General features: G+C 51.4%; 18 protein-coding genes. 9 read left to right on the forward strand and 9 right to left on the reverse strand.

The window, feature by feature from the left end:
- Positions 1-42 precede the first annotated feature (42 nt).
- The 4 genes from mepS to I6L54_RS09680 form a co-directional block, all read right to left on the reverse strand.
- Positions 43-612 (reverse strand): bifunctional murein DD-endopeptidase/murein LD-carboxypeptidase, encoded by a 570-nt coding sequence (mepS, locus tag I6L54_RS09665; protein ID WP_040230600.1) that lies wholly within the window; start codon positions 610-612, stop codon positions 43-45.
- A gap of 413 nt (positions 613-1025) precedes the next feature.
- Positions 1026-1739 (reverse strand): phosphatase PAP2 family protein, encoded by a 714-nt coding sequence (locus tag I6L54_RS09670; protein ID WP_005129267.1) that lies wholly within the window; start codon positions 1737-1739, stop codon positions 1026-1028.
- A 34-nt stretch (positions 1740-1773) separates the two neighbouring features.
- Positions 1774-2760 (reverse strand): CobW family GTP-binding protein, encoded by a 987-nt coding sequence (locus I6L54_RS09675; RefSeq protein ID WP_005129264.1) that lies wholly within the window; start codon positions 2758-2760, stop codon positions 1774-1776.
- 119 nt (positions 2761-2879) lie between these two features.
- Positions 2880-4346 carry a mannitol dehydrogenase family protein gene (locus tag I6L54_RS09680; RefSeq protein ID WP_040230601.1) on the reverse strand — a complete coding sequence of 489 codons (1467 nt, stop codon included), beginning with the start codon at positions 4344-4346 and terminating at the stop codon, positions 2880-2882.
- 202 nt (positions 4347-4548) lie between these two features.
- On the opposite strand from I6L54_RS09680, the gene uxuA reads away from it, so the two are divergent.
- Positions 4549-5739, forward strand: coding sequence for a mannonate dehydratase (uxuA, locus tag I6L54_RS09685; RefSeq protein ID WP_040230602.1), 1191 nt, complete (start codon positions 4549-4551; stop codon positions 5737-5739).
- Positions 5740-5810: 71 nt separating this feature from the next.
- On the opposite strand, the gene pdxR is transcribed toward uxuA, so the two are convergent.
- Positions 5811-7292 carry a MocR-like pyridoxine biosynthesis transcription factor PdxR gene (gene pdxR / locus I6L54_RS09690; RefSeq protein ID WP_040230603.1) on the reverse strand — a complete coding sequence of 494 codons (1482 nt, stop codon included), beginning with the start codon at positions 7290-7292 and terminating at the stop codon, positions 5811-5813.
- A 167-nt stretch (positions 7293-7459) separates the two neighbouring features.
- On the opposite strand from pdxR, the gene torC reads away from it, so the two are divergent.
- The 3 genes from torC to torD are packed head-to-tail and all read left to right on the forward strand — an operon-like array spanning position 7460 to position 11723.
- A complete protein-coding gene (torC, locus tag I6L54_RS09695) occupies positions 7460-8590 on the forward strand; it encodes a pentaheme c-type cytochrome TorC (RefSeq protein WP_040230604.1) in 1131 nt (376 codons plus the stop codon).
- A 12-nt stretch (positions 8591-8602) separates the two neighbouring features.
- Positions 8603-11101, forward strand: a complete 2499-nt coding sequence (gene torA, locus I6L54_RS09700; RefSeq protein WP_005129258.1) for a trimethylamine-N-oxide reductase TorA — start codon at positions 8603-8605, stop codon at positions 11099-11101.
- Positions 11091-11723 (forward strand): molecular chaperone TorD, encoded by a 633-nt coding sequence (gene torD, locus I6L54_RS09705; RefSeq protein ID WP_005129256.1) that lies wholly within the window; start codon positions 11091-11093, stop codon positions 11721-11723. The genes torA and torD overlap by 11 nt, the downstream gene beginning before the upstream one ends.
- Positions 11724-11778: 55 nt before the next feature.
- On the opposite strand, the gene yeiP is transcribed toward torD, so the two are convergent.
- Positions 11779-12351 (reverse strand): elongation factor P-like protein YeiP, encoded by a 573-nt coding sequence (yeiP, locus tag I6L54_RS09710; protein ID WP_005129255.1) that lies wholly within the window; start codon positions 12349-12351, stop codon positions 11779-11781.
- 157 nt (positions 12352-12508) lie between these two features.
- Between yeiP and I6L54_RS09715 the strand changes: the two genes are divergently transcribed.
- Positions 12509-12763, forward strand: a complete 255-nt coding sequence (locus tag I6L54_RS09715) for a YkgJ family cysteine cluster protein (RefSeq protein ID WP_040230605.1) — start codon at positions 12509-12511, stop codon at positions 12761-12763.
- Here the strand turns inward: I6L54_RS09715 and setB are convergent.
- Complete coding sequence (setB, locus tag I6L54_RS09720; RefSeq protein ID WP_040230606.1) at positions 12760-13941, reverse strand: sugar efflux transporter SetB; 1182 nt, start codon at positions 13939-13941, stop codon at positions 12760-12762. The genes I6L54_RS09715 and setB overlap by 4 nt on opposite strands.
- Positions 13942-14309: 368 nt before the next feature.
- On the opposite strand from setB, the gene fruB reads away from it, so the two are divergent.
- From fruB to fruA, 3 genes are read left to right on the forward strand one after another with little or no spacing between them, the layout of a single operon-like run.
- Positions 14310-15440: a fused PTS fructose transporter subunit IIA/HPr protein gene (gene fruB, locus I6L54_RS09725; protein WP_040230607.1), complete on the forward strand. Its 1131-nt coding sequence runs from the start codon at positions 14310-14312 to the stop codon at positions 15438-15440.
- A complete protein-coding gene (gene fruK / locus I6L54_RS09730; protein ID WP_003027446.1) occupies positions 15440-16378 on the forward strand; it encodes a 1-phosphofructokinase in 939 nt (312 codons plus the stop codon). Before fruB ends, fruK begins: the two co-directional genes overlap by 1 nt.
- Positions 16379-16394: 16 nt before the next feature.
- Positions 16395-18083: a PTS fructose transporter subunit IIBC gene (gene fruA, locus I6L54_RS09735; RefSeq protein WP_040230608.1), complete on the forward strand. Its 1689-nt coding sequence runs from the start codon at positions 16395-16397 to the stop codon at positions 18081-18083.
- Positions 18084-18164: 81 nt separating this feature from the next.
- On the opposite strand, the gene I6L54_RS09740 is transcribed toward fruA, so the two are convergent.
- Both I6L54_RS09740 and cuyB read right to left on the reverse strand, forming a co-directional pair.
- Complete coding sequence (locus I6L54_RS09740; protein WP_040230609.1) at positions 18165-19463, reverse strand: anaerobic C4-dicarboxylate transporter; 1299 nt, start codon at positions 19461-19463, stop codon at positions 18165-18167.
- 70 nt (positions 19464-19533) lie between these two features.
- Positions 19534-20259 (reverse strand): cysteate racemase, encoded by a 726-nt coding sequence (gene cuyB / locus I6L54_RS09745; RefSeq protein WP_005129244.1) that lies wholly within the window; start codon positions 20257-20259, stop codon positions 19534-19536.
- 352 nt (positions 20260-20611) lie between these two features.
- On the opposite strand from cuyB, the gene hypT reads away from it, so the two are divergent.
- Entirely contained in the window at positions 20612-21523 is a 912-nt protein-coding gene (hypT, locus tag I6L54_RS09750; RefSeq protein ID WP_040230610.1) for a hypochlorite stress DNA-binding transcriptional regulator HypT, read from the forward strand.
- Positions 21524-21655 lie beyond the last annotated feature (132 nt).

Here is a 21655-nt window from a genome sequence, read left to right on the forward strand (position 1 = left end):
TAAGTCTCATCAGGATAGCCAAGGGATAGCTGCCAAACGAAATTAACTGCGGCTCAGGACCCGGCGAGCTTCGTTGTAACGTTTTTTCCAGTAAGGCTCGTTCATGCTGGAAATGATAACGCCACTGCTGGTCGAGGCATGTACAAACTGGTTATTGCCGATATAGATACCGACGTGACGGCCGGTGGAACCCGCACGGAACAGAACCAGATCGCCTGTGCGCAGATTAGTGCGCGAAACGGATTTGCCCGTTTCCTGTTGCTCGTAGGTTGAGCGCGGAAGCTCTAAACCAAATTGCTCGCGGAATGTACGCTGTACGAAGCTTGAGCAATCAATGCCTTTTTTAGTGCTGCCGCCAAGGCGGTAACGCACGCCTTTCCAGTCAGCGTATTGATCCATAATACGTGATTTAACATCGATATTACGTACCATACTTTCAAATTCATCCTGAGAGGCTTGCAGTGAAGAGTTATCTCCATTACCCACAGCATGCGTCTCAGAATGCATATTCTTCGCGGTGTTCGATGTGCTACATGCAGAAAGCAGAACCGCAACTGCTATCGCGGGTATCCCCCGCAAGATATATCTCAAAATCGGTTGAGATTTGACCATTTTGTTTGTTTTCCCTTGAAGTCCTTAACGATAAATATCGTTATAAAAAATGCCAAACGTGACGAGACTAATTACCAACGCATGATGAGACAATTCTTTAAGGTCAAATCTGTGGCAGAACGCACAAATTTATTCTTATAGTGAACAATTATCCTGCGAGGCAAAACGAGTCTGAGATTACCCGATCGCTCCGGTCATTGCGAGTGATTTTATGTGATTTCTTATAAGAAAAAGTGATACAGAAAGTGAATAAACTGCATTGGCTAAATTAAGAACAGATAGAGTGAAAAACACGCAATTCATTCATTTTAAACAGGAATAATATGACAGGAGAATGACAGTCAGAAGGATAATTTCCTGGCAGATATCATCAGGAAATCAGAAGCATTCCTGATGATGTTAATTACTTTGCGTTATTTGTTTAAAAATTGTTTATTTTTGCCGGGAAGATAATGAATAAACAGCGTAACCAGGCGGTCGCTTAATGGCGTCATTAACCACCAGGGCAAGCCAATCAATACGACGGTCATTGAACCTACCACGATATCTGTGAGCCAATGTGCGCCGATCATTACGCGTGGAAAGGCAAAAACCACAGTGATAATAAGGCCGATTATTCCTGCGACTTTTCCGAAATAACGTAGCATAAATGCGGAAAAAATAAGCAGCATCATACCGTGATCGCCAGGAAAACTGTCTCTGGACGCATCTTTTGTTGAAATATGCAGCAGCTCGCTGACGCGATTAATATTATCGAACGTGAGGGTGGGGCTGGCGCGCTTAACCGGAATAAGCGCCTGGCCCAGTTGGTTTAATATCACCGCTGTAAGCAGCATCACCAGCCCAATCGCCACAATACGACGACGACCTTCCTGCGTTTCTTTTAACCAAAAACTCAGCATTAATGCGCCCATCGCCAATAATGAACAGCCGTCAAATGCCCGGTTATTGGTGACCGCGACAATCCACAGGAACAGCGGGCTCTCAACCAGCTTATGATTGAAGAAGTGGAAGATGCCCGAATCAAGAGAAAACCAGAGCCCATGCCCGTGTGGAAGGTACCAGGACAAAAACAGCGCCAGACCAGCAATATTAAGCAGGAGTATTAGTGGGTATCGGGTTTTCATCGTCGTTTACCATTGCCATAAAACGGAGGCAACCTTACGCGCCAGCGTCTAAACGAAGCCTCAACAATGCACTCTGTAATGCATTCCAGTCGGTCTCGGTATCGGAGATGAGTTCAATGCGGCTATCTGGAGGGGCGACGTTTTGGGTCTCAATATGCCAGTCCTCACCCTGACGATTGATACGCACCAGCCCCTCTTTAATACGCATCACTCCCTTCACGCGGCCGACAGGGGCGAGACGTGACCATTCCAGCAGGCCGATGGTATCGAACACCGTGTCAGCGTCAAAAATCCAGCCGCAGGCCTGATGCCCCTGACCGCTGTTCAGACTGCGACGCCAGCGTTGCTGCGCAGGCAGGCTTAGTGCTGCCAGCCCTTTTTTATCAGCATGCTGGTGAGTATGTGCCGCACTGGAGGGAAGCTCCGTCAGATTCAGTCGGGGCAAATCCAGTAAGTGTCCGTCGATCTGTCCATGATCGGCATAAACTAACTGGCGGTTACCGCCGTAGTGCTGCCACCAGGTTTGCAGAGCAGTTTCGCTTTCTGTCGTGGCACGATCGGATTTATTGGCAACGATAATATCGGCAGAGGCCAACTGATCGCGGAAATTCTCATTCGCGACGCTTTTTTCATTCAGCAACAGGCGCGGATCAAGGATACAGATCGTTGCGCGCAAGTCGATCCACGGTTCGTAAACCGGCGCGGTGAGTAAATCCAGAATTTGTTTGGGATGCCCGAGACCGGTGGGCTCAATCAGCAGTCGATCCGGTTTTCCCTGACGTAACAGCGTATTGAGACCAACCTGCATGGGCAAACCATTAACGCAGCACATACAGCCGCCGGGGATCTCTTTGAGCATTGCGCCGCTGTCGGCGAGCAGCGCGCCGTCGATACCCACTTCGCCAAACTCATTGACCAGAACGGCCCACTTCTCTGCGGGATCTTTGTTGGCCAATAGATGAAGAATAGATGTGGTTTTGCCACTGCCAAGAAAACCCGTGATGAGATTGGTTTTAGTCACGTTTACTCCAGATTCATAAATTACCGTGATGGCTTTTAACAATCCTGGCGAAAAACGGGGGAAAAGAGAAGCGCAGAGAGGACGAAGACGAACTTCGTCCTGTTTAATGGCAGAAATCGTTAACTTTTTAACGTCTCGATGACCGCCTGATGTGCACCGTATTGGGCGATACGTTGCCAGGCTCTTTCTACGGTATCGACGAAGCGTGGGTTCTGTGCGAGGTCAGTGGCAAAGATTTCGTGCAGTGAAAGCAGCGCGCTGACGCGTTCTGATTCCGTACTCTGTTCGACGATAGTGCGGATTTTGTCACTCATCGGGTCACGAATATCGATAATTTCACCTGAATCATCAATCCCGCTTACGTAGCGCATCCAGCCCGCAATGCCGAGCGCCAGCAGCGGCCACTCGCTTTGGCGTGCTAAATGAACGCGAATCCCGTCCAGCATACGTTGGGGTAATTTTTGGCTGCCATCCATCGCGATTTGCCAGGTTTTATGTTTCAGCGCCGGATTGGCAAAGCGTTCCAGCAGGCTGTCGGCATACTGGTCTAAATCAACGTTGGTGATGCGCAGCGTCGGGGCTTGTTCGCTGAGCATCAGGCGATGAGCCGCTTCGCGAAATGCGCTGTCCTGCATACAGTCGCTGATATGCTGGAATCCCGCCAGATAACCGAGGTAAGCGAGAAACGAATGGCTACCGTTCAGCATCCGCAGTTTCATTTGCTCCCACGGCAAAACGTCATCAACCATCTGTACACCGGCCATTTCCCATTGCGGACGGCCGCTGACAAAATGGTCTTCAATGACCCACTGAATAAACGGCTCGCAGCTGATTGCGCAAGGGTCTGCCACGCCTAATTCGCGGGCAATTTCATCCAGTGATTCTTCAGTCGCTGCCGGGACAATCCGGTCTACCATGGTTCCCGGGAAACTGACGTGCTCTCGAATCCAGTTAGCCAGTTCAGGTGAGCGTTTCTCCGCCATTCCCAGTACGGCGTTTTTTACCACATGACCGTTGTCCGGGATGTTATCACAGGAGAGGACGGTAAACGGTTGCAGCCCACGTTGACGTCGGCGGTGTAGTGCCTCAACAATAATACCCGGTGCAGAATGGGGTTCATGCGGTACTTGCAGATCGTGAATAATGCGCGGGTTAGCGATATCGAGTGACCCCGTGGCAGGATCAATACAGTAGCCTTTTTCCGTAATGGTTAACGAGACAATCGCGACCTGAGGCTCGCAAAATTTTTCGATAATAGCCGCCAGTGAATCCAGCTTTGCATTCAGACACTCGTTGACGGCCCCGACGATAATCGGCTGGTTGCCGGCCGCACCTTTTTCCAGCACGGTAAATAAATGATCCTGTTCGCGTAGCTGGCTCATCAACCGGTCGCCGCTGAACAGGCTGATCTCACAAATTCCCCAGTCTCCGCCCTGCGAATTTAGCACCCGGTCGGTCAATAACGCCTGATGGGCACGATGAAATGCACCGAAACCAAAATGTACGATCCGCGTTTTTAGCTGTTGGCGATCGTACTGAGGCATCACGACATTTTCCGCAAGAGACGCTGAGGCAATAGTCTTCATTAAATACACCTGATTAACCATTAATTAACAATGGCAGTATAAAGTTATATGACAACAAATTGAATTGGTGTGCCTCATTTATCCGGGTAATGTGAGCTGGATCAATCAATGATGGGCGATGTGTTGATCGTATAGCGGATGCCTGTATGGTAGTCGTCATAAAAGTCGGTTAATTTGGTATAACAACTTGTGAGGTGAAGCAATGGAACAAACCTGGCGTTGGTACGGACCAAACGATCCAGTATCGCTTGATGATGTGCGGCAGGCTGGCGCAACGGGTGTTGTGACCGCCTTGCACCACATTCCAAACGGTGAAGTGTGGCCCGTAGAAGAAATTCAAAAGCGCCAGGCGATTCTGGCCGAAAAAGGGCTGACCTGGTCGGTGGTGGAAAGCATCCCCGTCCACGAAGATATCAAAACACAATCCGGCCAATATCAGACGTGGATTGCAAACTACCAGCAAAGTATTCGTAACCTGGCGACCTGCGGTATTGATACTGTGTGCTACAACTTCATGCCGATCCTCGACTGGACGCGTACCGACCTTGAATATCAGTTACCGGATGGATCCAAAGCACTGCGTTTTGACCAGATTGCGTTCGCGGCTTTTGAATTGCACATTCTGCAACGTCCGGGTGCAGAAGCCGATTACACCGCTGAAGAGCAGCGTCAGGCGTTGGATTACTTCAATGCAATGACCGCTGCCGACATTGAAAAGCTGACCCGCAACATTATCGCTGGCCTGCCTGGTGCCGAAGAGGGATATACGCTGGATCAGTTCCGCGCGCGTCTTGCTGAATATGACGGCATCAGCAAAGACGATCTGCGCAATAATATGGCGGTATTCCTGCGGGCGATTGTGCCTGTTGCTGAGGAAGTTGGCGTACGTCTGGCAGTGCATCCTGACGATCCGCCACGGCCAATCCTCGGTCTGCCACGTATCGTGTCGACCATTGAAGATATGCAATGGCTGAAAGAAACAGTTGATAGTATCAATAACGGTTTCACTATGTGTACCGGTTCGTACGGCGTGCGCGCCGATAACGATCTGGTAAAAATGATTGAGACCTTTGGCGATCGTATTCACTTCACACACTTGCGTTCAACCTGCCGTGAAGAAAACCCGAAAACCTTCCACGAAGGCGCACACTTGCAGGGCGATGTGGATATGGTATCGGTGGTGGCAGCCATTTTGAGTGAAGAGCAACGCCGTAAGAAAGCGGGTGATTTGCGTCCGATCCCAATGCGCCCGGATCATGGGCATCAGATGCTTGATGATCTGCACAAGAAAACGAATCCGGGCTACTCCGCGATTGGTCGCCTGAAAGGGCTGGCAGAAGTTCGCGGCGTGGAGATGGCGCTGAAAAAAACGCAGTTCTGCGATCTGCTGTAATTCGCCCAACACCAGGCGATAAATTGCCGGATGGCGCTTGTCCCGTCCTCTGGCAATACTCAGGTGCGTTGTTATTGCTGTAATAACGCACACCTTTCCTGTTCCAGTACGTTTAATACCTTTCTGAGGTGCGGCACCTGCAGCCCGCCAAAACCAAAGAACATCACCGCATCGGAATTTTTTTGCCGCCAGGCTGTTTCTGAGCCGTTTTCAATTTCCTGTAATGTATCAAAGCGTACCCCTGCCCGCAGACAGCGCTGACGTAGTTTTGCGATGACGTCAGGCGACCAGTTAAGGCGCAATGAGAGATGTAACCCTGCCGTGGCACCATCGATCTTTCCTTCAGGGAACAGGGTTGATAAGCCATCACGCAGTAATGCGAGGCGTGCTGCGTAGTTGCAGGCTAGCTTGCCGAGATGGGTATAAAACACCTGGTTTTGCATTAACTCGGCTAAAAACTGCTGCAATAACCACTGGCTACCATTGTTGTTCAGCGCTTTCATATTTTGAATGGCGGGCAGCAGTTCATCAGGGCAAACGAGGTAACCGAGACGTGCCCCCGGTCCCAGCGTTTTTGAGAAGGTCCCCATGTAGATAACCCGGTTGTGGTAATCCATGGCTTTCAGTGCCGGAAGGGGATTCTCGCCATACGTAAATACGGCGTCGTAATCGTCTTCAATAATCCAGGCACCCACTCGCTGTGCCCACGAGAGTAATGACTTACGTCGTTCAAGTGACAGAACACTGCCCATGGGATACTGATGAGCGGGTGTCACATAACAAAGCTGGGTTTCAACTTCGGGTAAATTATCGGTGCACAGCCCGTGATTATCCACGGCAATAGACGTAATATCGGCACCATAATAATTAAACAGATGCCATGCGCCAGAATAACAAGGTGATTCGGCGACCACGTGACATTTTTTATTCTGGCTTAGTGCATGATGAATAATGAATATTTGACTGAGCAGTGATAATCCTTCCTGAATTCCATCAGTAATGATGATATTTTGTGCGCTGGTATTAATGCCACGGGATAAATTAAGGTATCTGACAATTTGCTCACGCAATGAAAATAATCCATTTGGTGAATGATACCGGGTCAGTAACTGCTCTTTAAGTACGCTGGGGGCATTATTCCATTTACGCCAGCTTGACCAGGGAAACGCATTGGGGTCAGGGACGCCCACCCGGCAATAGCACTCACGCCCCATTTCAGCGTAAACATCGGTAGAAACACCGGCGGGCTTAGGCTTTATCGGTGGTGAGCCTTCCACAGATGGCACGTGTGCCGGGGGACTACGCATAGGTGCCGTAAATGTGACCTCATAGCCGATACCCTGCCTGCTCTTAATAAAACCGGCCGCCATCAGTTTTTCATACGCCATCACCACCGTGATTTTGGCCACGTTTAACGTCTGCGCCTGCTCGCGGATAGAGGGCAGTTTATCCCCGCAAAGCAAATCGCCTTGCTGAATTGCCTGAAAGTAGAATTGAAAGATCTGCAATTGTAGCGGGGTGCGACTTTCCCTGTTGAGAGACAGCGTCAGCATGAGGAATTTCCTTGTTTAAACAATAACGGCATATTACACGTTTCAACATATTGCTATTTTGACACGCCTCATAGAGTTAAGGCTGTTCCTATAATCTGAAATCGCTGTCTCTATTTTTGCTTTTTAATATCCCTTAGCGTGACGCTATTAAAAAAATGGAGGCAGGTATGTCGTGGATAAAAAAGAACGCGCTTTGGTGGGCGTTAGGTGGCGCAGTCGTAATGGCCATTGTTATTTGGGGAACATGGCAAGGAGTCCATTACACCAGCACTACGGAGTTTTGTTTATCGTGCCACTCGATGCGCACATCAGGAGATGAGTATAAAACCAGCGTGCATTTTCGTAATGCCTCTGGCGTGCGAGCGGAGTGTAAGGATTGCCACATTCCCCCGGGAGTCGTCCCGACGTTGATGCGTAAAACCGAAGCCCTTAACGATCTCTACCACACCTTTATCTCACCTTCTATTGATACCCCGGAAAAGTTCAATGCTAAACGGTCTGAGCTCGCCCAGAGAGAGTGGGCGCGGATGAGCGCCAACAACTCGACAGCCTGTAAATCGTGTCACAGCTATGAAGCGATGGATCATGGAAAACAATCCGCCAATGCCGCGGCGCAAATGACGGCGGCAGCGGCGAAGGACAGCAACTGCATTGACTGTCACAAAGGGATCGCGCACCACAAACCGGACATGAGCAGTGGTTTTCGCGATCGCTACAAGCAGCTACAACAGCAGGCAGAAAAACTATCAACTGCGACGACGCTGTTTTCGTTAAGCGAAAAAACACTGACAGCCACGGCAGGGGCACCAGCAGGGAAAGCGCTGTTATTTCCGGCGACCCAGGTCAAGGTGCTGCAAAAAGAGGGGAGCAACGTCCAGTTGGAAGTAACAGGCTGGCGTGAAAGCAAGGGGCGTGGGCGGGTGCTCACCCAGTATATGGGCAAACGCATATTCTCCGCGGTTCTGGATGCTTCACTGCTGGAAAACGTCAAAGTCCTGCAAACCCAGACTGACCCAGGTTCGCATCAGGAATGGCAGCAGGTGAGCGTGACCGCATGGACCTCCGCGCAGGGACTCATCGATAGCATTACTCCGGTGTGGGAGTACTCAGATCAGATGCTGCAATCGACGTGTAGCGCCTGTCACAGCACGCCGCCGGCTACCCGATACACCGCCAATGGCTGGATTGCCGGACTGAAAGCGATGTCGACGTATTATCGACTCAATCCGGTGGAAGAACGTACGTTGTTGAAATACCTCCAGACCCACGCCAGCGATGTGTCTGAACCCAACAAATAATAAGGATAAGATATGGATATTCATGATTTTAATCCGTCCCGTCGTCGTTTTCTGACCGGAATGCTGGCGGTTGGCGCTGCCAGTGCGCTGGCGCCTAATCCACTGATATCAAAAGTATGGGCGGCGGGGGAAAACCCCGAACAATGGATCCAGTCCGGCTCACACTATGGTGCTTTTGAAGCCAAAGTGGTTAACGGCGAGTGGACGGAAACGCGCCCGTTCAAATATGACAAATACCCGTGCGATATGCTCAATGCGGTACGTGAAATCGTCTACAACCCTTCACGGGTTCGCTATCCGATGGTTCGACTGGACTGGTTGCGCAAGCGTGAGAAGTCGGATCGTAGCCAGCGGGGAGATAATCGTTTTGTGCGGGTTAGCTGGGATCAGGCGCTGGACCTGTTTTACGAAGAGCTGGAGCGGGTGCAAAAAACCTACGGTTCATCCGGCGTCTTTACCGGGCTAGCGGATTGGCAAATGGTGGGCAAATACCACAAGGCTGGCGGTGCAATGGACAGAGGGCTCGGCCTGCATGGTAGCTATGTGACGACCGTAGGCGACTATTCAGCGGCTGCAGCGCAGGTGATTTTGCCGCATGTTATTGGCTCGCTTGAAGTCTATGAACAGCAAACCTCGCTGCCGTTAGTTATCGAGAACAGCAATACCATCGTACTGTGGGGCTGCGATCCGATCAAGAATCTACAGATCGAGTTTCTGGTTCCCGATCACGACGCGTTTGGCTACTGGCAGCAGATCAAAGAGGCCGTCGCCCAGGGCAAAATGCGCGTCATCAGCGTTGATCCGGTGCGGAGCAAATCGCAAAATTTTCTGGGGTGTGAACAGCTGGCGTTACGACCACAGACCGATGTTGCGTTACTGCTGGCGCTCGCACATACCCTGTATGAAGAAAAACTGTACGACACGGCATTTATTAACGACTACACCGTCGGCTTCGAGCAGTTTTTACCCTACCTGATGGGAGATACAGACAAGCAGCCGAAAAACGCCGAGTGGGCTGCTGAAATCTGTGGGCTGACCGCGGATCAGATCCGTGATTTTGCCCGGCTGCTGGTGAAAGGCCGGACGCAGTTTATGGGCGGTTGGTGCGTACAGCGTATGCACCACGGCGAACAGTATCCCTGGATGCTGGTGGTGCTGGCCAGTATGGTCGGTCAAATCGGGTTACCGGGCGGCGGTGTGGGGTTTGGCTGGCACTACAACGGCGGAGGGACGGTGACGTCAGCCGGGCCGGTACTTTCTGGTCTGGGGAGCATTAACAATCCGCCAGAGGCGAAGTATAAACCAGATTTTCGCGGCGTATCCGAGCATATTCCTACCTCACGTATTGTTGATTGCCTGCTGGAGCCGGGCAAAAAGATTGCGTTTAACGGTGAGACGTTAATCTACCCTGACATCAAAATGGCGATCTTCAGCGCGGCTAACCCGTTCCACGCCCAGCAGGATCGCAACCGCATGATCGAGGCGTGGAAGAAACTGGAGACCGTGGTGGTGTTAGATCACCAATGGACCGCATCCTGTCGTTTTGCCGATATCGTCCTGCCTGTTACCACACGCTTTGAACGCAACGATATTGAGCAGTTTGGCACCCATTCAAATAAGGGACTGATGGCGCTGCATCAGGTCGTCAAACCGCAATATGAAGCGCGGCATGATTTCGACGTGTTTGCCGGACTCTGTAAACGTTTTAACAAGGAGTCGGTATACCGGGAAAACCGCGATGAAATGCAGTGGGTACAAGCGCTCTATGACGAAGGGGTCAAAACGGGTGCCTCGCTCGGTGTTACGTTGCCAGACTTTGACACGTTCTGGAAAGGTGAAGGGTATGTTGAATATCCCGCGGGACAACCGTGGGTGCGTCATGGCGAATTTCGCGATCAGCCCGATCTTAATCCCCTGGGCACACCATCAGGTCTGATTGAAATTTACAGCAAAACGATTGCCGGTTTTCAGTATGACGATTGCCCCGGGCATCCGGTGTGGATGGAGCCGTTTGAACGTAGCCATCAGGGCAGGAAAGATAAATATCCACTACACCTGCAATCCTGTCACCCGGATAAACGCCTGCACTCCCAGTTGTGCTCAAGTGATGCGTTTCGCAGCACGTATGCGGTAGCGGGAAGAGAACCGCTTTACATCAGCGAGCAAGATGCTGCCGCGCGGGGGTTAAAAGCCGGGGATATTGCGCGGGTCTTTAACGCGCGCGGTCAGGTGCTGGCGGGAGTGGTGATTAGCCCTGATTTTACCCCTGGCGTGATCCGCATTCATGAAGGGGCATGGTATTCCCCACTGGAAGGTGGGAAAGTCGGGACGCTATGTACCTATGGCGATCCTAATGTTCTGAGCGCGGATATTGGTACGTCTCAACTGGCGCAAGGGCCTTCAGCGCATACCGTGCTGGTGGATGTCGAACGCTATCAGCAACATGTTCCACCGGTCACGGGATTTGGTGGGCCGGAGACAGTGAAAGAGGAGGGGGACAATGCTGCATAACCTTATTTTCCAGCAACGCGCCGCGGTCTACCAGTGGTTTTCACAATTGCTGTTTCGTGAGCTGGAGCAGAAACAACTCGCCCGTCTTGAAAGCGAGGATACCCGACAGTGGCTTGCGTCGCTGGCGGGTATCCCCGGGCTTTCGCTGGATGTCAAAAAACTGGAGCGTAGCCTGACGCAGGTTCTGCGTCGTGAAAGCCGACAACTGGAGCTGGCCGCAGATTTTGCAACGTTATTTCTGCTGGCGCCGCCTGGCGGTGTTTCTCCGTATGCGGGACATTATCCGCACACAACAGCGGCCGAAGAACGTCGACAAATGAATGTACTGTTGGTTGAACACGGGCTGGCTGCGCAGGAAAATGAGCCTTCCGATCATATCGCTATACAGCTGGCTTTGATGGCGAGAATGGTGGCCAAAGAGGAAACGCTATCTGCACAATATTACTTTTTGCATCATCACATTATGTGTTGGGCACCCTTGTTCCGTGATAGCTGCCTGCAGCGTGATGAGAAGGGATTTTATGCGCGGGCGGTTAGCGTAATTGTGGGTTTTATACGGGAAGATGAGCAGTATCTGGAATCACTGTTGATAGATGATTTTTATCTCAGTAGTCAACGCTGAAAATGACAAAGGGACAGCTCGTGCTGTCCCTGATCGTCAATGTGTGGCAGCGGTATTAGTCTGCGCGTCCCATATAGCGGCGTTCTTCGATATGAATGCGGATTTTCTCACCCGCACTCAGATACTCAGGAACCTGGATCACCAGACCGGTGCTCAGGGTTGCTGGTTTGTTACGCGCACTCGCTGAAGCACCTTTAATGCCCGGTGAGGTTTCAACGATTTCCAGGTCTACGGTCTGAGGCAGTTCAAGCGCCAGCAGTTGGCCGTCCCAGGTCAGTACCTGCATGTCCGGCATCCCGCCTTCCGGGATGAACAGCAGCTCTTCTTCAATCTGGTCTTTGGTGAAGGTATACGGGGTATAGTCTTCTTTATCCATAAAGACATATTCGTTGCCATCAACGTAGGAGAAATCAACCCCGCGGCGGCTCAGAGTGACGGTATCCACGATATCGTCGCCTTTGAAGCGCTCTTCAACTTTCAGACCGGTACGGACATCAGAAAAACGCATTTTGTACAGCGTAGCTGCACCACGTGCGGACGGTGATTGAATATCGATATCTTTTACAATCAGCAGCTTGCCGTTGTAGTTCAGTACCATACCTTTTTTAATTTCGTTCGCTCTTGGCATCGAAAAAATCCTGTAGTGAGGAGTGTCTAAAATATCGCGTCAAACTACTCGCGCCGGGGCATTCAGGCAAGCGGAATTCACACTTTTGCTGGTGCAAAAAAGGTGGTACTGTGCGCTTCCCGCACAATCCGATGGTTTACGATAAAGAGAGTACTGTATGGAATGCCGTCCGGATTGTGGTGCATGCTGCACCGCGCCTTCAATCTCCAGTCCCATCCCGGGCATGCCTGATGGCAAACCTGCTAATACGCCATGCGTTCAGCTGGATGAATCCCTGCGTTGCAAAATTTTTGCGTCTCCGTTGCGACCAAAAGTGTGCGGCGGTTTACAGCCCAGTGCGGAAATGTGCGGACAGACGACGCACCAGGCCATGATTTATCTCATCGAGCTTGAAGCGCTGACCGCGCCTTAAACGTCCTTGATGCGCGCCAGGCACACAACCGTCGCGACGATCATCACCAGCGCAAACCAGAACACCGCGTGATAGTTCCAGATTTCAGCGGCAATCCCCGCCAGTGAGCCGGCAATAATCCAGCCGACGCGGATGGTATTGGTGTACAACGTTGTGGCCGATCCCGCCTGTCCCGGCATTAAATCCTGAAAATAAAGCATGCCAATCCCGCCGAGGATGCCGATGTAAATCGCGTTCAGCAACTGTAAGCCGAGCAAAACCGCCGGTGAATGTGCCAACAGCATGCCTGTATAAAAAAAGAACCCGGCGATGGCGGCGATTCTCATCAACAGACGTTTGCCCAGACGTTTGGCAAAATATCCCGCAATCAGCATGGTTGGAATTTCCAGTCCTGCTGCGGTGCCCATCATGATACCGGCGAGTTTTTCAGGCAGATGCAGTTCGTTGATGATAAACAGCGGCATATTAATGATATAGAGGCTGTTGGTGCCCCACATTAATGTGCAGATAGCAAAAAGCAGCAGCGTATCACGACGATTACGGCGTGGAGCTTCAACCGCCCCTGTTGCGAGAGGTACGCTTTTGTTCATTGACGGTAAGAAAAACCAGACCATCACGCCGCAGACAATAAATGCCACCGCGGCGCTGAGATACATCACCGTAAAGCTGAACCCCATGGCCAGCGCGTAGGCCAATGGTGGGCCGATCACCCAGGCCAGTGAAACCTGAGCACGTAAAATCGAGCTGAACATGACGGCTTCCCGGCCCGTGCGATCGGCATGTTCACGAGCAAGCGCGAACATTTGCGGGTTGGCGGTGGAGCCAAAGCTACTGAGAAATACGCCGACAAACAGCAAAATAAAATAGTTACGGTTCCAGGCAAACAACACGCAGGCCAGCATACCCAGCACACAGCAAAAAACGATCAGGTTTTTACGATCGCCTTTTTTGTCAGAGCGTCCGGCCAGAAACTGGCTTACCAAAATGCCGATGACGGCGCTACCGGTAAAAAAGAAACCCACCATTCCCGGACGAGCATGGACCTCATCGGTCAGAAAAAGGCTGAGCGTGGGTGTCTGTAATGCCCCGGCGATACCCGTGAGAAAAGCGACAAGCAGGAACGCCGAAGACGTTAAATCAAACGCCTTGGGTGTGGCGGCTACGGGGGTGTTATGCATGTTTAGCTATCAGTGGAGTGAAGAGAGGCGGAGTTTACGCTGCTCGCCAGAAAATAAACAGGGCACTAAATCAAAATCGGTATGGAAAATCAAAATGTCATTTCAGTCTGAGAAGTCCACATGCTGACGATGCTGAAGTTGAGTAGCTGAACACGTTTTTGTGTCAGCTTGTTTCAAAGAAACGCCGAGAAAATGTGCGGTACATCTAAATTCAGCAAGTTAATTGTTAACTTTACTTGCGTGCTGAAGCAGAAAGATCCAGACTCCTTGAAACGTTTCAGCGTCATCTTGCCTTAACTAATGGAGTCGGGTGACGCCTTTTTTCTCATGTTAGCTGAATCGTTTCAATTCAGCAGGAGAGGAGAATCATGTTCCAGTTATCTGTTCAGGATATTCACCCGGGCGAACAGGCCGGGAACAAAGAAGAGGCTATTCGCCAGGTTGCTGCAGCCCTGGTGCAAGCGGGCAACGTTGCGGACGGCTATGTCAATGGCATGCTGGCGCGCGAACAACAAACATCGACGTTTCTCGGCAATGGTATTGCCATTCCTCACGGTACGACAGACACACGCGATCAGGTGCTGAAAACCGGGGTGCAGGTGTTTCAGTTTCCGCAGGGGGTGACGTGGGGCGAAGGTCAGGTTGCGTATGTGGCAATCGGCATTGCAGCCAGCTCAGATGAGCACCTTGGGTTGTTGCGTCAGCTGACCCATGTATTGAGTGATGACTCGGTTGCAGAACAGCTGAAATCTGCCACCACGGCAGAAGAATTACGTGCATTGCTGATGGGCGAAAAGCAAAGCGAACAGCTGAAGCTTGATAACGAAACGCTGTCGCTGGATGTCGTGGCCAACTCGCTGGTGACGCTGCAGGCACTCAACGCGGCACGACTGAAAGAAGTCGGTGCGGTTGACGCTACCTTTGTGGCCAGAGCAATCAATGAGCAGCCGATGAATCTCGGTCAGGGGATCTGGCTGAATGACTGTGCTGAAGGCAATGTGCGCAGCGCCGTCGCGGTCAGTCGTGCGGCAAGCGCATTTGACGTTCAGGGCGAAGCCGCTGCGCTGCTGGTGACTGTCGCGATGAATGATGACCAGCCCGTTGCAGTGCTGAAGCGTCTTGGCGATCTGTTGCTGAGCAATAAAGCTGACCGTTTGCTGAAGGCAGATGCTGCAACGGTGTTGGCGCTGCTGACCAGCGATGATGCATTAACTGATGATGTACTGAGTGCCGAGTTTGTAGTGCGTAATGAGCATGGTTTACACGCCCGTCCGGGCACCATGCTGGTGAATACGATTAAACAATTTAATAGTGAAATAACCGTGACAAATCTTGATGGAACCGGAAAACCGGCAAATGGACGCAGTTTGATGAAAGTTGTGGCATTGGGCGTGAAAAAAGGACACCACCTGCGCTTTACCGCACAGGGTGAAGATGCTGAACAGGCGCTGAAAGCCATTGGCGATGCCATCGCGGCAGGTCTTGGGGAGGGCGCATAATGAGCAGACGTGTTGCAACTATCACCCTGAACCCGGCTTACGATCTGGTCGGTTTTTGCCCGGAAATTGAACGCGGTGAAGTCAATCTGGTGAAAACGACCGGTCTGCATGCGGCGGGAAAAGGGATTAACGTCGCAAAAGTGCTTAAAGACCTGGGGATTGACGTGACGGTTGGCGGCTTTCTGGGTAAGGACAACCAGGATGGTTTTCAGCAGTTGTTCAGTGAGCTGGGCATCGCTAACCGTTTTCAGGTGGTGCAGGGGCGTACCCGAATTAACGTCAAGCTGACTGAAAAAGATGGTGAAGTTTCTGACTTCAATTTTTCTGGTTTTGAAGTCACACCGGCTGACTGGGAACGCTTTGTGAATGACTCACTGAGCTGGCTGGGTCAGTTCGATATGGTGTGTGTCAGCGGCAGCTTGCCGACCGGCGTGAGCCCTGAAGCATTCACTGACTGGATGACGCGCCTGCGCAGTCAGTGCCCATGCATTATCTTTGATAGTAGTCGTGAAGCGCTGGTCGCTGGCCTGAAGGCAGCTCCGTGGCTGGTGAAACCAAACCGTCGTGAACTGGAAATCTGGGCTGGCCGTAAGCTGCCAGAAATGAAAGATGTTATTGATGCGGCACATGCTCTGCGTGAGCAAGGCATTGCGCACGTGGTGATTTCACTCGGTGCGGAAGGCGCGTTGTGGGTCAACGCTTCGGGTGAATGGATTGCTAAGCCACCGTCAGTTGAGGTGGTCAGCACTGTAGGTGCGGGGGATTCGATGGTTGGCGGTCTGATTTATGGCTTGCTGATGCGTGAATCCAGCGAACATACCCTGCGTCTGGCGACGGCAGTTGCCGCCCTGGCGGTAAGCCAAAGCAATGTGGGTATTACCGATCGTCCTCAGTTGGCCGCAATGATGGCGCGTGTCGACTTAAAACCGTTTAACTGACAGCAGGAGAGGCATAATGAAAACGCTGCTGATTATTGACGCTAATCTCGGCCAGGCTCGCGCCTATATGGCGAAAACCCTGCTTGGAGCGGCGGCACAGAAAGCGCATCTGGAGATCATCGACAATCCAAATGATGCAGAACTGGCGATTGTCCTGGGCGATACGCTGCCTGTCGACAGTTCGCTGAACGGCAAAAAGGTCTGGCTGGGTGACATCGGTCGTGCGGTTGCGCATCCCGAGCTTTTTCTCAGTGAAGCAAAAGGTCATGCGCAGCCATATAGTGCGCCGGTTGTGGCAACGCCAGCAGCAAGCAATGGTCCAAAACGTGTGGTGGCAGTGACAGCCTGTCCGACAGGCGTCGCACATACGTTTATGGCTGCTGAAGCTATTGAAACCGAAGCGAAAAAACGCGGCTGGTGGGTGAAAGTGGAAACCCGTGGCTCAGTAGGAGCAGGTAATGCCATTACGCCGGAAGAGGTTGCCGAGGCTGATCTGGTGATTGTGGCGGCTGATATTGAGGTTGATCTGGCGAAATTTGCTGGAAAACCGATGTATCGCACGTCTACGGGTCTGGCGCTGAAGAAAACGAAGCAGGAACTGGATAAAGCGCTGGATGAAGCGACCCCGTATCAGCCTGCCGGGAAGAATCAGACTGCTGCTACAGAAGGAAAAAAAGAGGGTGCGGGCGCGTATCGTCACCTGTTGACCGGTGTGTCTTACATGCTGCCGATGGTGGTGGCGGGTGGTCTGTGTATTGCGCTGTCATTCGCCTTTGGTATTGAAGCATTCAAAGAGCAGGGTACGCTGGCGGCAGCACTGATGCAGATTGGTGGGGGCTCAGCCTTTGCTCTGATGGTGCCCGTTCTGGCAGGTTATATCGCGTTTTCTATCGCTGACCGTCCGGGTCTGACGCCGGGTCTTATCGGCGGTATGCTGGCAGTGAGTACCGGTTCTGGCTTTATCGGTGGGATTATCGCCGGTTTCCTTGCCGGTTATGTGGCGAAGCTCATCAGCACGAAGCTGAAACTCCCACAGAGTATGGAAGCGCTGAAACCGATTCTGATTATTCCGCTCCTTTCGAGCCTGGTCGTTGGTCTGGCAATGATTTACCTGATTGGTAAACCGGTTGCGGGTATTCTGGAAGGCCTGACTCACTGGCTGCAAACCATGGGGACGGCGAATGCGGTTCTGCTTGGCGCTATTCTTGGCGGCATGATGTGTACCGACATGGGCGGTCCAGTGAACAAAGCGGCCTACGCTTTCGGGGTGGGTCTGCTGAGTACGCAAACTTATGCACCGATGGCAGCCATTATGGCGGCAGGTATGGTGCCACCGTTGGCGCTGGGTCTGGCAACGCTGGTTGCGCGTCGCAAGTTCGACAAAGCACAACAAGAAGGTGGCAAAGCGGCGCTGGTTCTGGGTTTATGCTTTATCACCGAAGGTGCAATTCCGTTCGCGGCACGCGATCCGATGCGTGTTCTGCCATGCTGTATCGTCGGTGGCGCGGTGACGGGAGCAATCTCAATGGCTGTGGGTGCGAAGTTGATGGCGCCACACGGCGGACTGTTTGTACTGTTGATCCCTGGCGCCATTACCCCTGTACTTGGTTACCTGCTGGCGATTGTTGCTGGCACGCTGGTAGCCGGTCTCTCCTATGCGGTGCTGAAGCGCCCGGAAGCAGATGTTGTGGCAAAAGCGGCATGATTTAATGCTGACATCGGGGGCAGAGATTTCTCTGCCCCTTTTTTTATCCATTAACCGCCGCCTGGAGATGTGAAAAACGGTTCAGGCAATCATTGGCGCGATGATAAAACCAAAGGCAACGCCAGCGATGATCCCACCAAGTCCTGGCAACATAAACGGATGGTTTAATACATACTTGCCCACGCGCGTTGTCCCGGTAGTGTCGAACTCCATTGCCGCCAGTGAAGTGGGGTATGTGGGTAGAACAAACACCCCCGTCACCGCCACATAGGACGCCAGAATGGCCCAGGTGGGTACACCAAGCGCGACGGCAAGCGGGATAATCAGCGGCGTGGTGGCTCCCTGCGAATAGAGCAGTGCGCAGGTCCCAAACAGCACCAGTGCCAACAGCATCGGATAAGCCCGTAGAATGTCACCCGCGATATCCTTTATCCCTGTTAAATGGGCGTCAATGAAGGTTGTGCCCAACGTAACAATCCCCAGAATCACCGCCAACGAACTCATCCCTGCCCGAAAAGTGGATGTCAGAACAATCGCATCTGTTGATGTTTTGCATAACACCACCATCAGGCAAGCGGCAGATAACATGCAGATAATAATAATATCCCGCGTATTCATCGGACTACCGACGTCGAATCCCGGACGTAGCTGAGGGCAGGCGGCAAGGATGACGATGACGACCGTTGCCAGCATAAACAAGGCAACGGAAAGCACAGCACCTGGCGTCGTACTACTCTGGCTTTCATATTTACGCACCAGACCTTTTTGCAGGCGTTGCAGATACACTTCATCATCCTGTAGCTCGCATCCCTGGCGTGAAGCGATTAATGCGGCCACCATTGCGGCAACGAATGAGGCGGGCAGGCATACCGCCATGACCTGGATAAAGCTGACGCCGTTTCCTTCCATGATGGTCAACATTGCGGCCATCGCAGCGCTGATCGGCGAGCCGGATATTGCCACCTGCGAGGCGACGACGGATCCTGCTAGCGTGCGTGAGGGGCGGATACCGGACTCTTTTGCTACCTCGGCAATGACCGGTAGGGTAGAAAAAACAATAAATCCGGTCCCCGCCATAATGGTCATCGCCCAGGTAATAATGGGCGCAATGATATTGATATATTTAGGGTTACGCCGCATAAAATTCCCGGCAACGCGTACCAGATAATCCATACCACCTGCGGCCTGTAGTGCTGAGGCAGCCACGACCACCGTCATAATAATGAGAATCACGTCAACGGGCGGCGAACCAATTTGCAACCCAAATCCCAGCGTTAAAATAGCCAGCCCCAGCCCGCCACATAAACCAATACCAATACCGCCGAGGCGGATACCAAAAAATATTGCGCCCAACACTACGATAATTTCCAGCCAAATCATAATGGCCTCCACCTGAGAGTGATTCGTTATTAATATGGGGATTTGCTTGATGCGATAATTAACCTGAATTTCATTTTTGCTGTGCTAAAAGATGATTTTTACCAACGCGTTTCTCGTACCATTTAATACCGGCGCGAACCAACGAACCGGTTGAATCAATATATTTTTCGGGTGACATTTTGACTGCCTCAGCAAGAATGACGGGAACTTCAGTGCATCCCAACACGATGACCTGTGCACCGCGTGAGAAGAGTGCTTCTGCCTGTTCATTCATCAGCGTTTGCGCCCGCTTAACATCACCGGCTTTTAAGCAATAGATACTTTCCATCACCTTTTCCTGACCGGCCGGGTCAGGGCTGACACAGGTTAAACCAAGAGATTCTATGCCCTTTTGATAGAGACCCATGTACAACGTGGCGTTGGTGGCAAGTAAACCGATACGCGATTTTCCGCAGTTCCTGACCTCGCTGATGGTTGTTTCAACAATGCTGAGCAGCTCTGTGTGACAGCACTCTTTTAATTCTTTAAACCAAAAATGGGCGGTATTACAGGGGATCACAATACACTCCGCGCCAGCATCTTCGAGTTTATGCATATAATCGCGCATTGCCGGGAGTGGGGAATTTCCATGATGCATTAACGCGTCGGTTCGGTCAGGAATGTCAGGAATAGAGGATATAATTAATGGGATATGTTCCTGGTCACGTTGTACTGCGGTAAATGTGACGAATTTATTAAAGAGATCGACGGTTGCAGCTGGTCCCATACCACCCAGTACGCCAATTAAACCTTTCACGATATATACCTCGACTTACCGATAATTGATATTCAGATCTGGATTGTGTCTGCTGATCATGTTTAACAGCAGTGAGACGCGAGGAGAAATGCAATAATGTTGGGTTCAATGCAAAAACTGCATGATTGTGGTTTCTTCTACAATCCCGGTAGTCCTGTATTTAGCCAGAGACCCGACAATCCGGCGTGGGTAAGCGATCGTAACCAGTGGGCAGAGGATCCTGTTAATGTTTAAAAGGAAGGCTTTATGCAAAAAACGAATCACCAGGTGTTGATGAGGATTATCATATGAGGAAATATTCAGGCATGATGCTACAGGTTAATTGGCATATTTAAACATCCGTGTGATACGCATGAAAAATATTGAGACAAAATGGTTATATGACTTTCTGACGCTGGAAGCGTGCCGTCATTTTTCCCAGGCGGCTGAGGAACGTAACATCTCCCAACCGGCATTTAGCCGGCGGATCAAAGCGCTCGAATCCGCCGTGGGGGTACAGCTTTTTGATCGCACGACGAGTCCACTGCAACTCACGGAGGAGGGCAAGCTATTCCATTCGCAAACCCGTAGTCTGCTGCAACAGCTGGAATGCAATCTGGATGAGCTAAGTGGGCACAACCTGCTTGGGATACCCAATATCAAAATAGCGGCGGCACATTCTCTGTCGCTGACGATGTTGCCCAGATTAGTGCACTCAATGGCAGCCTGGGGTGAAGAATTTGTCTGGCACGTCGAAGCTATCGATGTTGTTCAGGCGGTGAATACTCTGCGCGAGGGGAAAAGTGATTTTATTATCTCTTTTCGGGATGAAGACTTAATGCAGTCGCCATTCTGCGGTTTGAAGGTTTTTGAGTCTGAGCTGTATCCCGTCTGTGCAGCTGACGCGCAGGGGGAGGCGTTATTTGATATCTATCAGCCGCAGGTGCCGATTCTGAACTATACCAGTACATCCTACATGGGAAGATTGGTAAACCGTCATCTGGCGGAAGTGGGCGGTATTTCTGCTCGTACACTGTTTATGTCTTCGATGAGTGAGTTATTGAAAAATATGGCACTAGATGGGCATGGTATCGCCTGGCTGCCGGTGTGGACTATCGTAAACGAACTGCGTGACAAGCGGCTGGTTTGTCTGCAGACGCCGGAACTGATGGTGCCTATTCAGGCCTATATTTACCGGATGGATACCCGCTTGAATAAAACGGCTGAGCACTTCTGGCGGATTTTGTACAACCACATGCCGGAGGATCTGGTTTCGCTCAGTTAATACACGCCAGTCTGCCTGGCGCATCTGTAAAGTCTCCGGTTATTCGGAGGTTATTTTTTTAGTTTGCTCAATTTGTGTTCTGCCTCTCATTTTTTCTCTTCCTTGCAAACTGTATCTATAAAAAATTGTGAC

The sequence above is a fragment of the Citrobacter pasteurii genome (assembly GCF_019047765.1).
In the GTDB taxonomy this organism is placed as follows: domain Bacteria; phylum Pseudomonadota; class Gammaproteobacteria; order Enterobacterales; family Enterobacteriaceae; genus Citrobacter; species Citrobacter pasteurii.

Bases quoted from the DNA above. Each gene is read 5' to 3' on its own strand.
- mepS (WP_040230600.1), bottom strand. From the start codon at position 612: ATGGTCAAATCTCAACCGATTTTGAGATATATCTTGCGGGGGATACCC.
- I6L54_RS09670 (WP_005129267.1), bottom strand. From the start codon at position 1,739: ATGAAAACCCGATACCCACTAATACTCCTGCTTAATATTGCTGGTCTG.
- I6L54_RS09680 (WP_040230601.1), bottom strand. From the start codon at position 4,346: ATGAAGACTATTGCCTCAGCGTCTCTTGCGGAAAATGTCGTGATGCCT.
- uxuA (WP_040230602.1), top strand. From the start codon at position 4,549: ATGGAACAAACCTGGCGTTGGTACGGACCAAACGATCCAGTATCGCTT.
- pdxR (WP_040230603.1), bottom strand. From the start codon at position 7,292: ATGCTGACGCTGTCTCTCAACAGGGAAAGTCGCACCCCGCTACAATTG.
- torC (WP_040230604.1), top strand. From the start codon at position 7,460: ATGTCGTGGATAAAAAAGAACGCGCTTTGGTGGGCGTTAGGTGGCGCA.
- torA (WP_005129258.1), top strand. From the start codon at position 8,603: ATGGATATTCATGATTTTAATCCGTCCCGTCGTCGTTTTCTGACCGGA.
- torD (WP_005129256.1), top strand. From the start codon at position 11,091: ATGCTGCATAACCTTATTTTCCAGCAACGCGCCGCGGTCTACCAGTGG.
- yeiP (WP_005129255.1), bottom strand. From the start codon at position 12,351: ATGCCAAGAGCGAACGAAATTAAAAAAGGTATGGTACTGAACTACAAC.
- I6L54_RS09715 (WP_040230605.1), top strand. From the start codon at position 12,509: ATGGAATGCCGTCCGGATTGTGGTGCATGCTGCACCGCGCCTTCAATC.
- setB (WP_040230606.1), bottom strand. From the start codon at position 13,941: ATGCATAACACCCCCGTAGCCGCCACACCCAAGGCGTTTGATTTAACG.
- fruB (WP_040230607.1), top strand. From the start codon at position 14,310: ATGTTCCAGTTATCTGTTCAGGATATTCACCCGGGCGAACAGGCCGGG.
- fruK (WP_003027446.1), top strand. From the start codon at position 15,440: ATGAGCAGACGTGTTGCAACTATCACCCTGAACCCGGCTTACGATCTG.
- fruA (WP_040230608.1), top strand. From the start codon at position 16,395: ATGAAAACGCTGCTGATTATTGACGCTAATCTCGGCCAGGCTCGCGCC.
- I6L54_RS09740 (WP_040230609.1), bottom strand. From the start codon at position 19,463: ATGATTTGGCTGGAAATTATCGTAGTGTTGGGCGCAATATTTTTTGGT.
- hypT (WP_040230610.1), top strand. From the start codon at position 20,612: ATGAAAAATATTGAGACAAAATGGTTATATGACTTTCTGACGCTGGAA.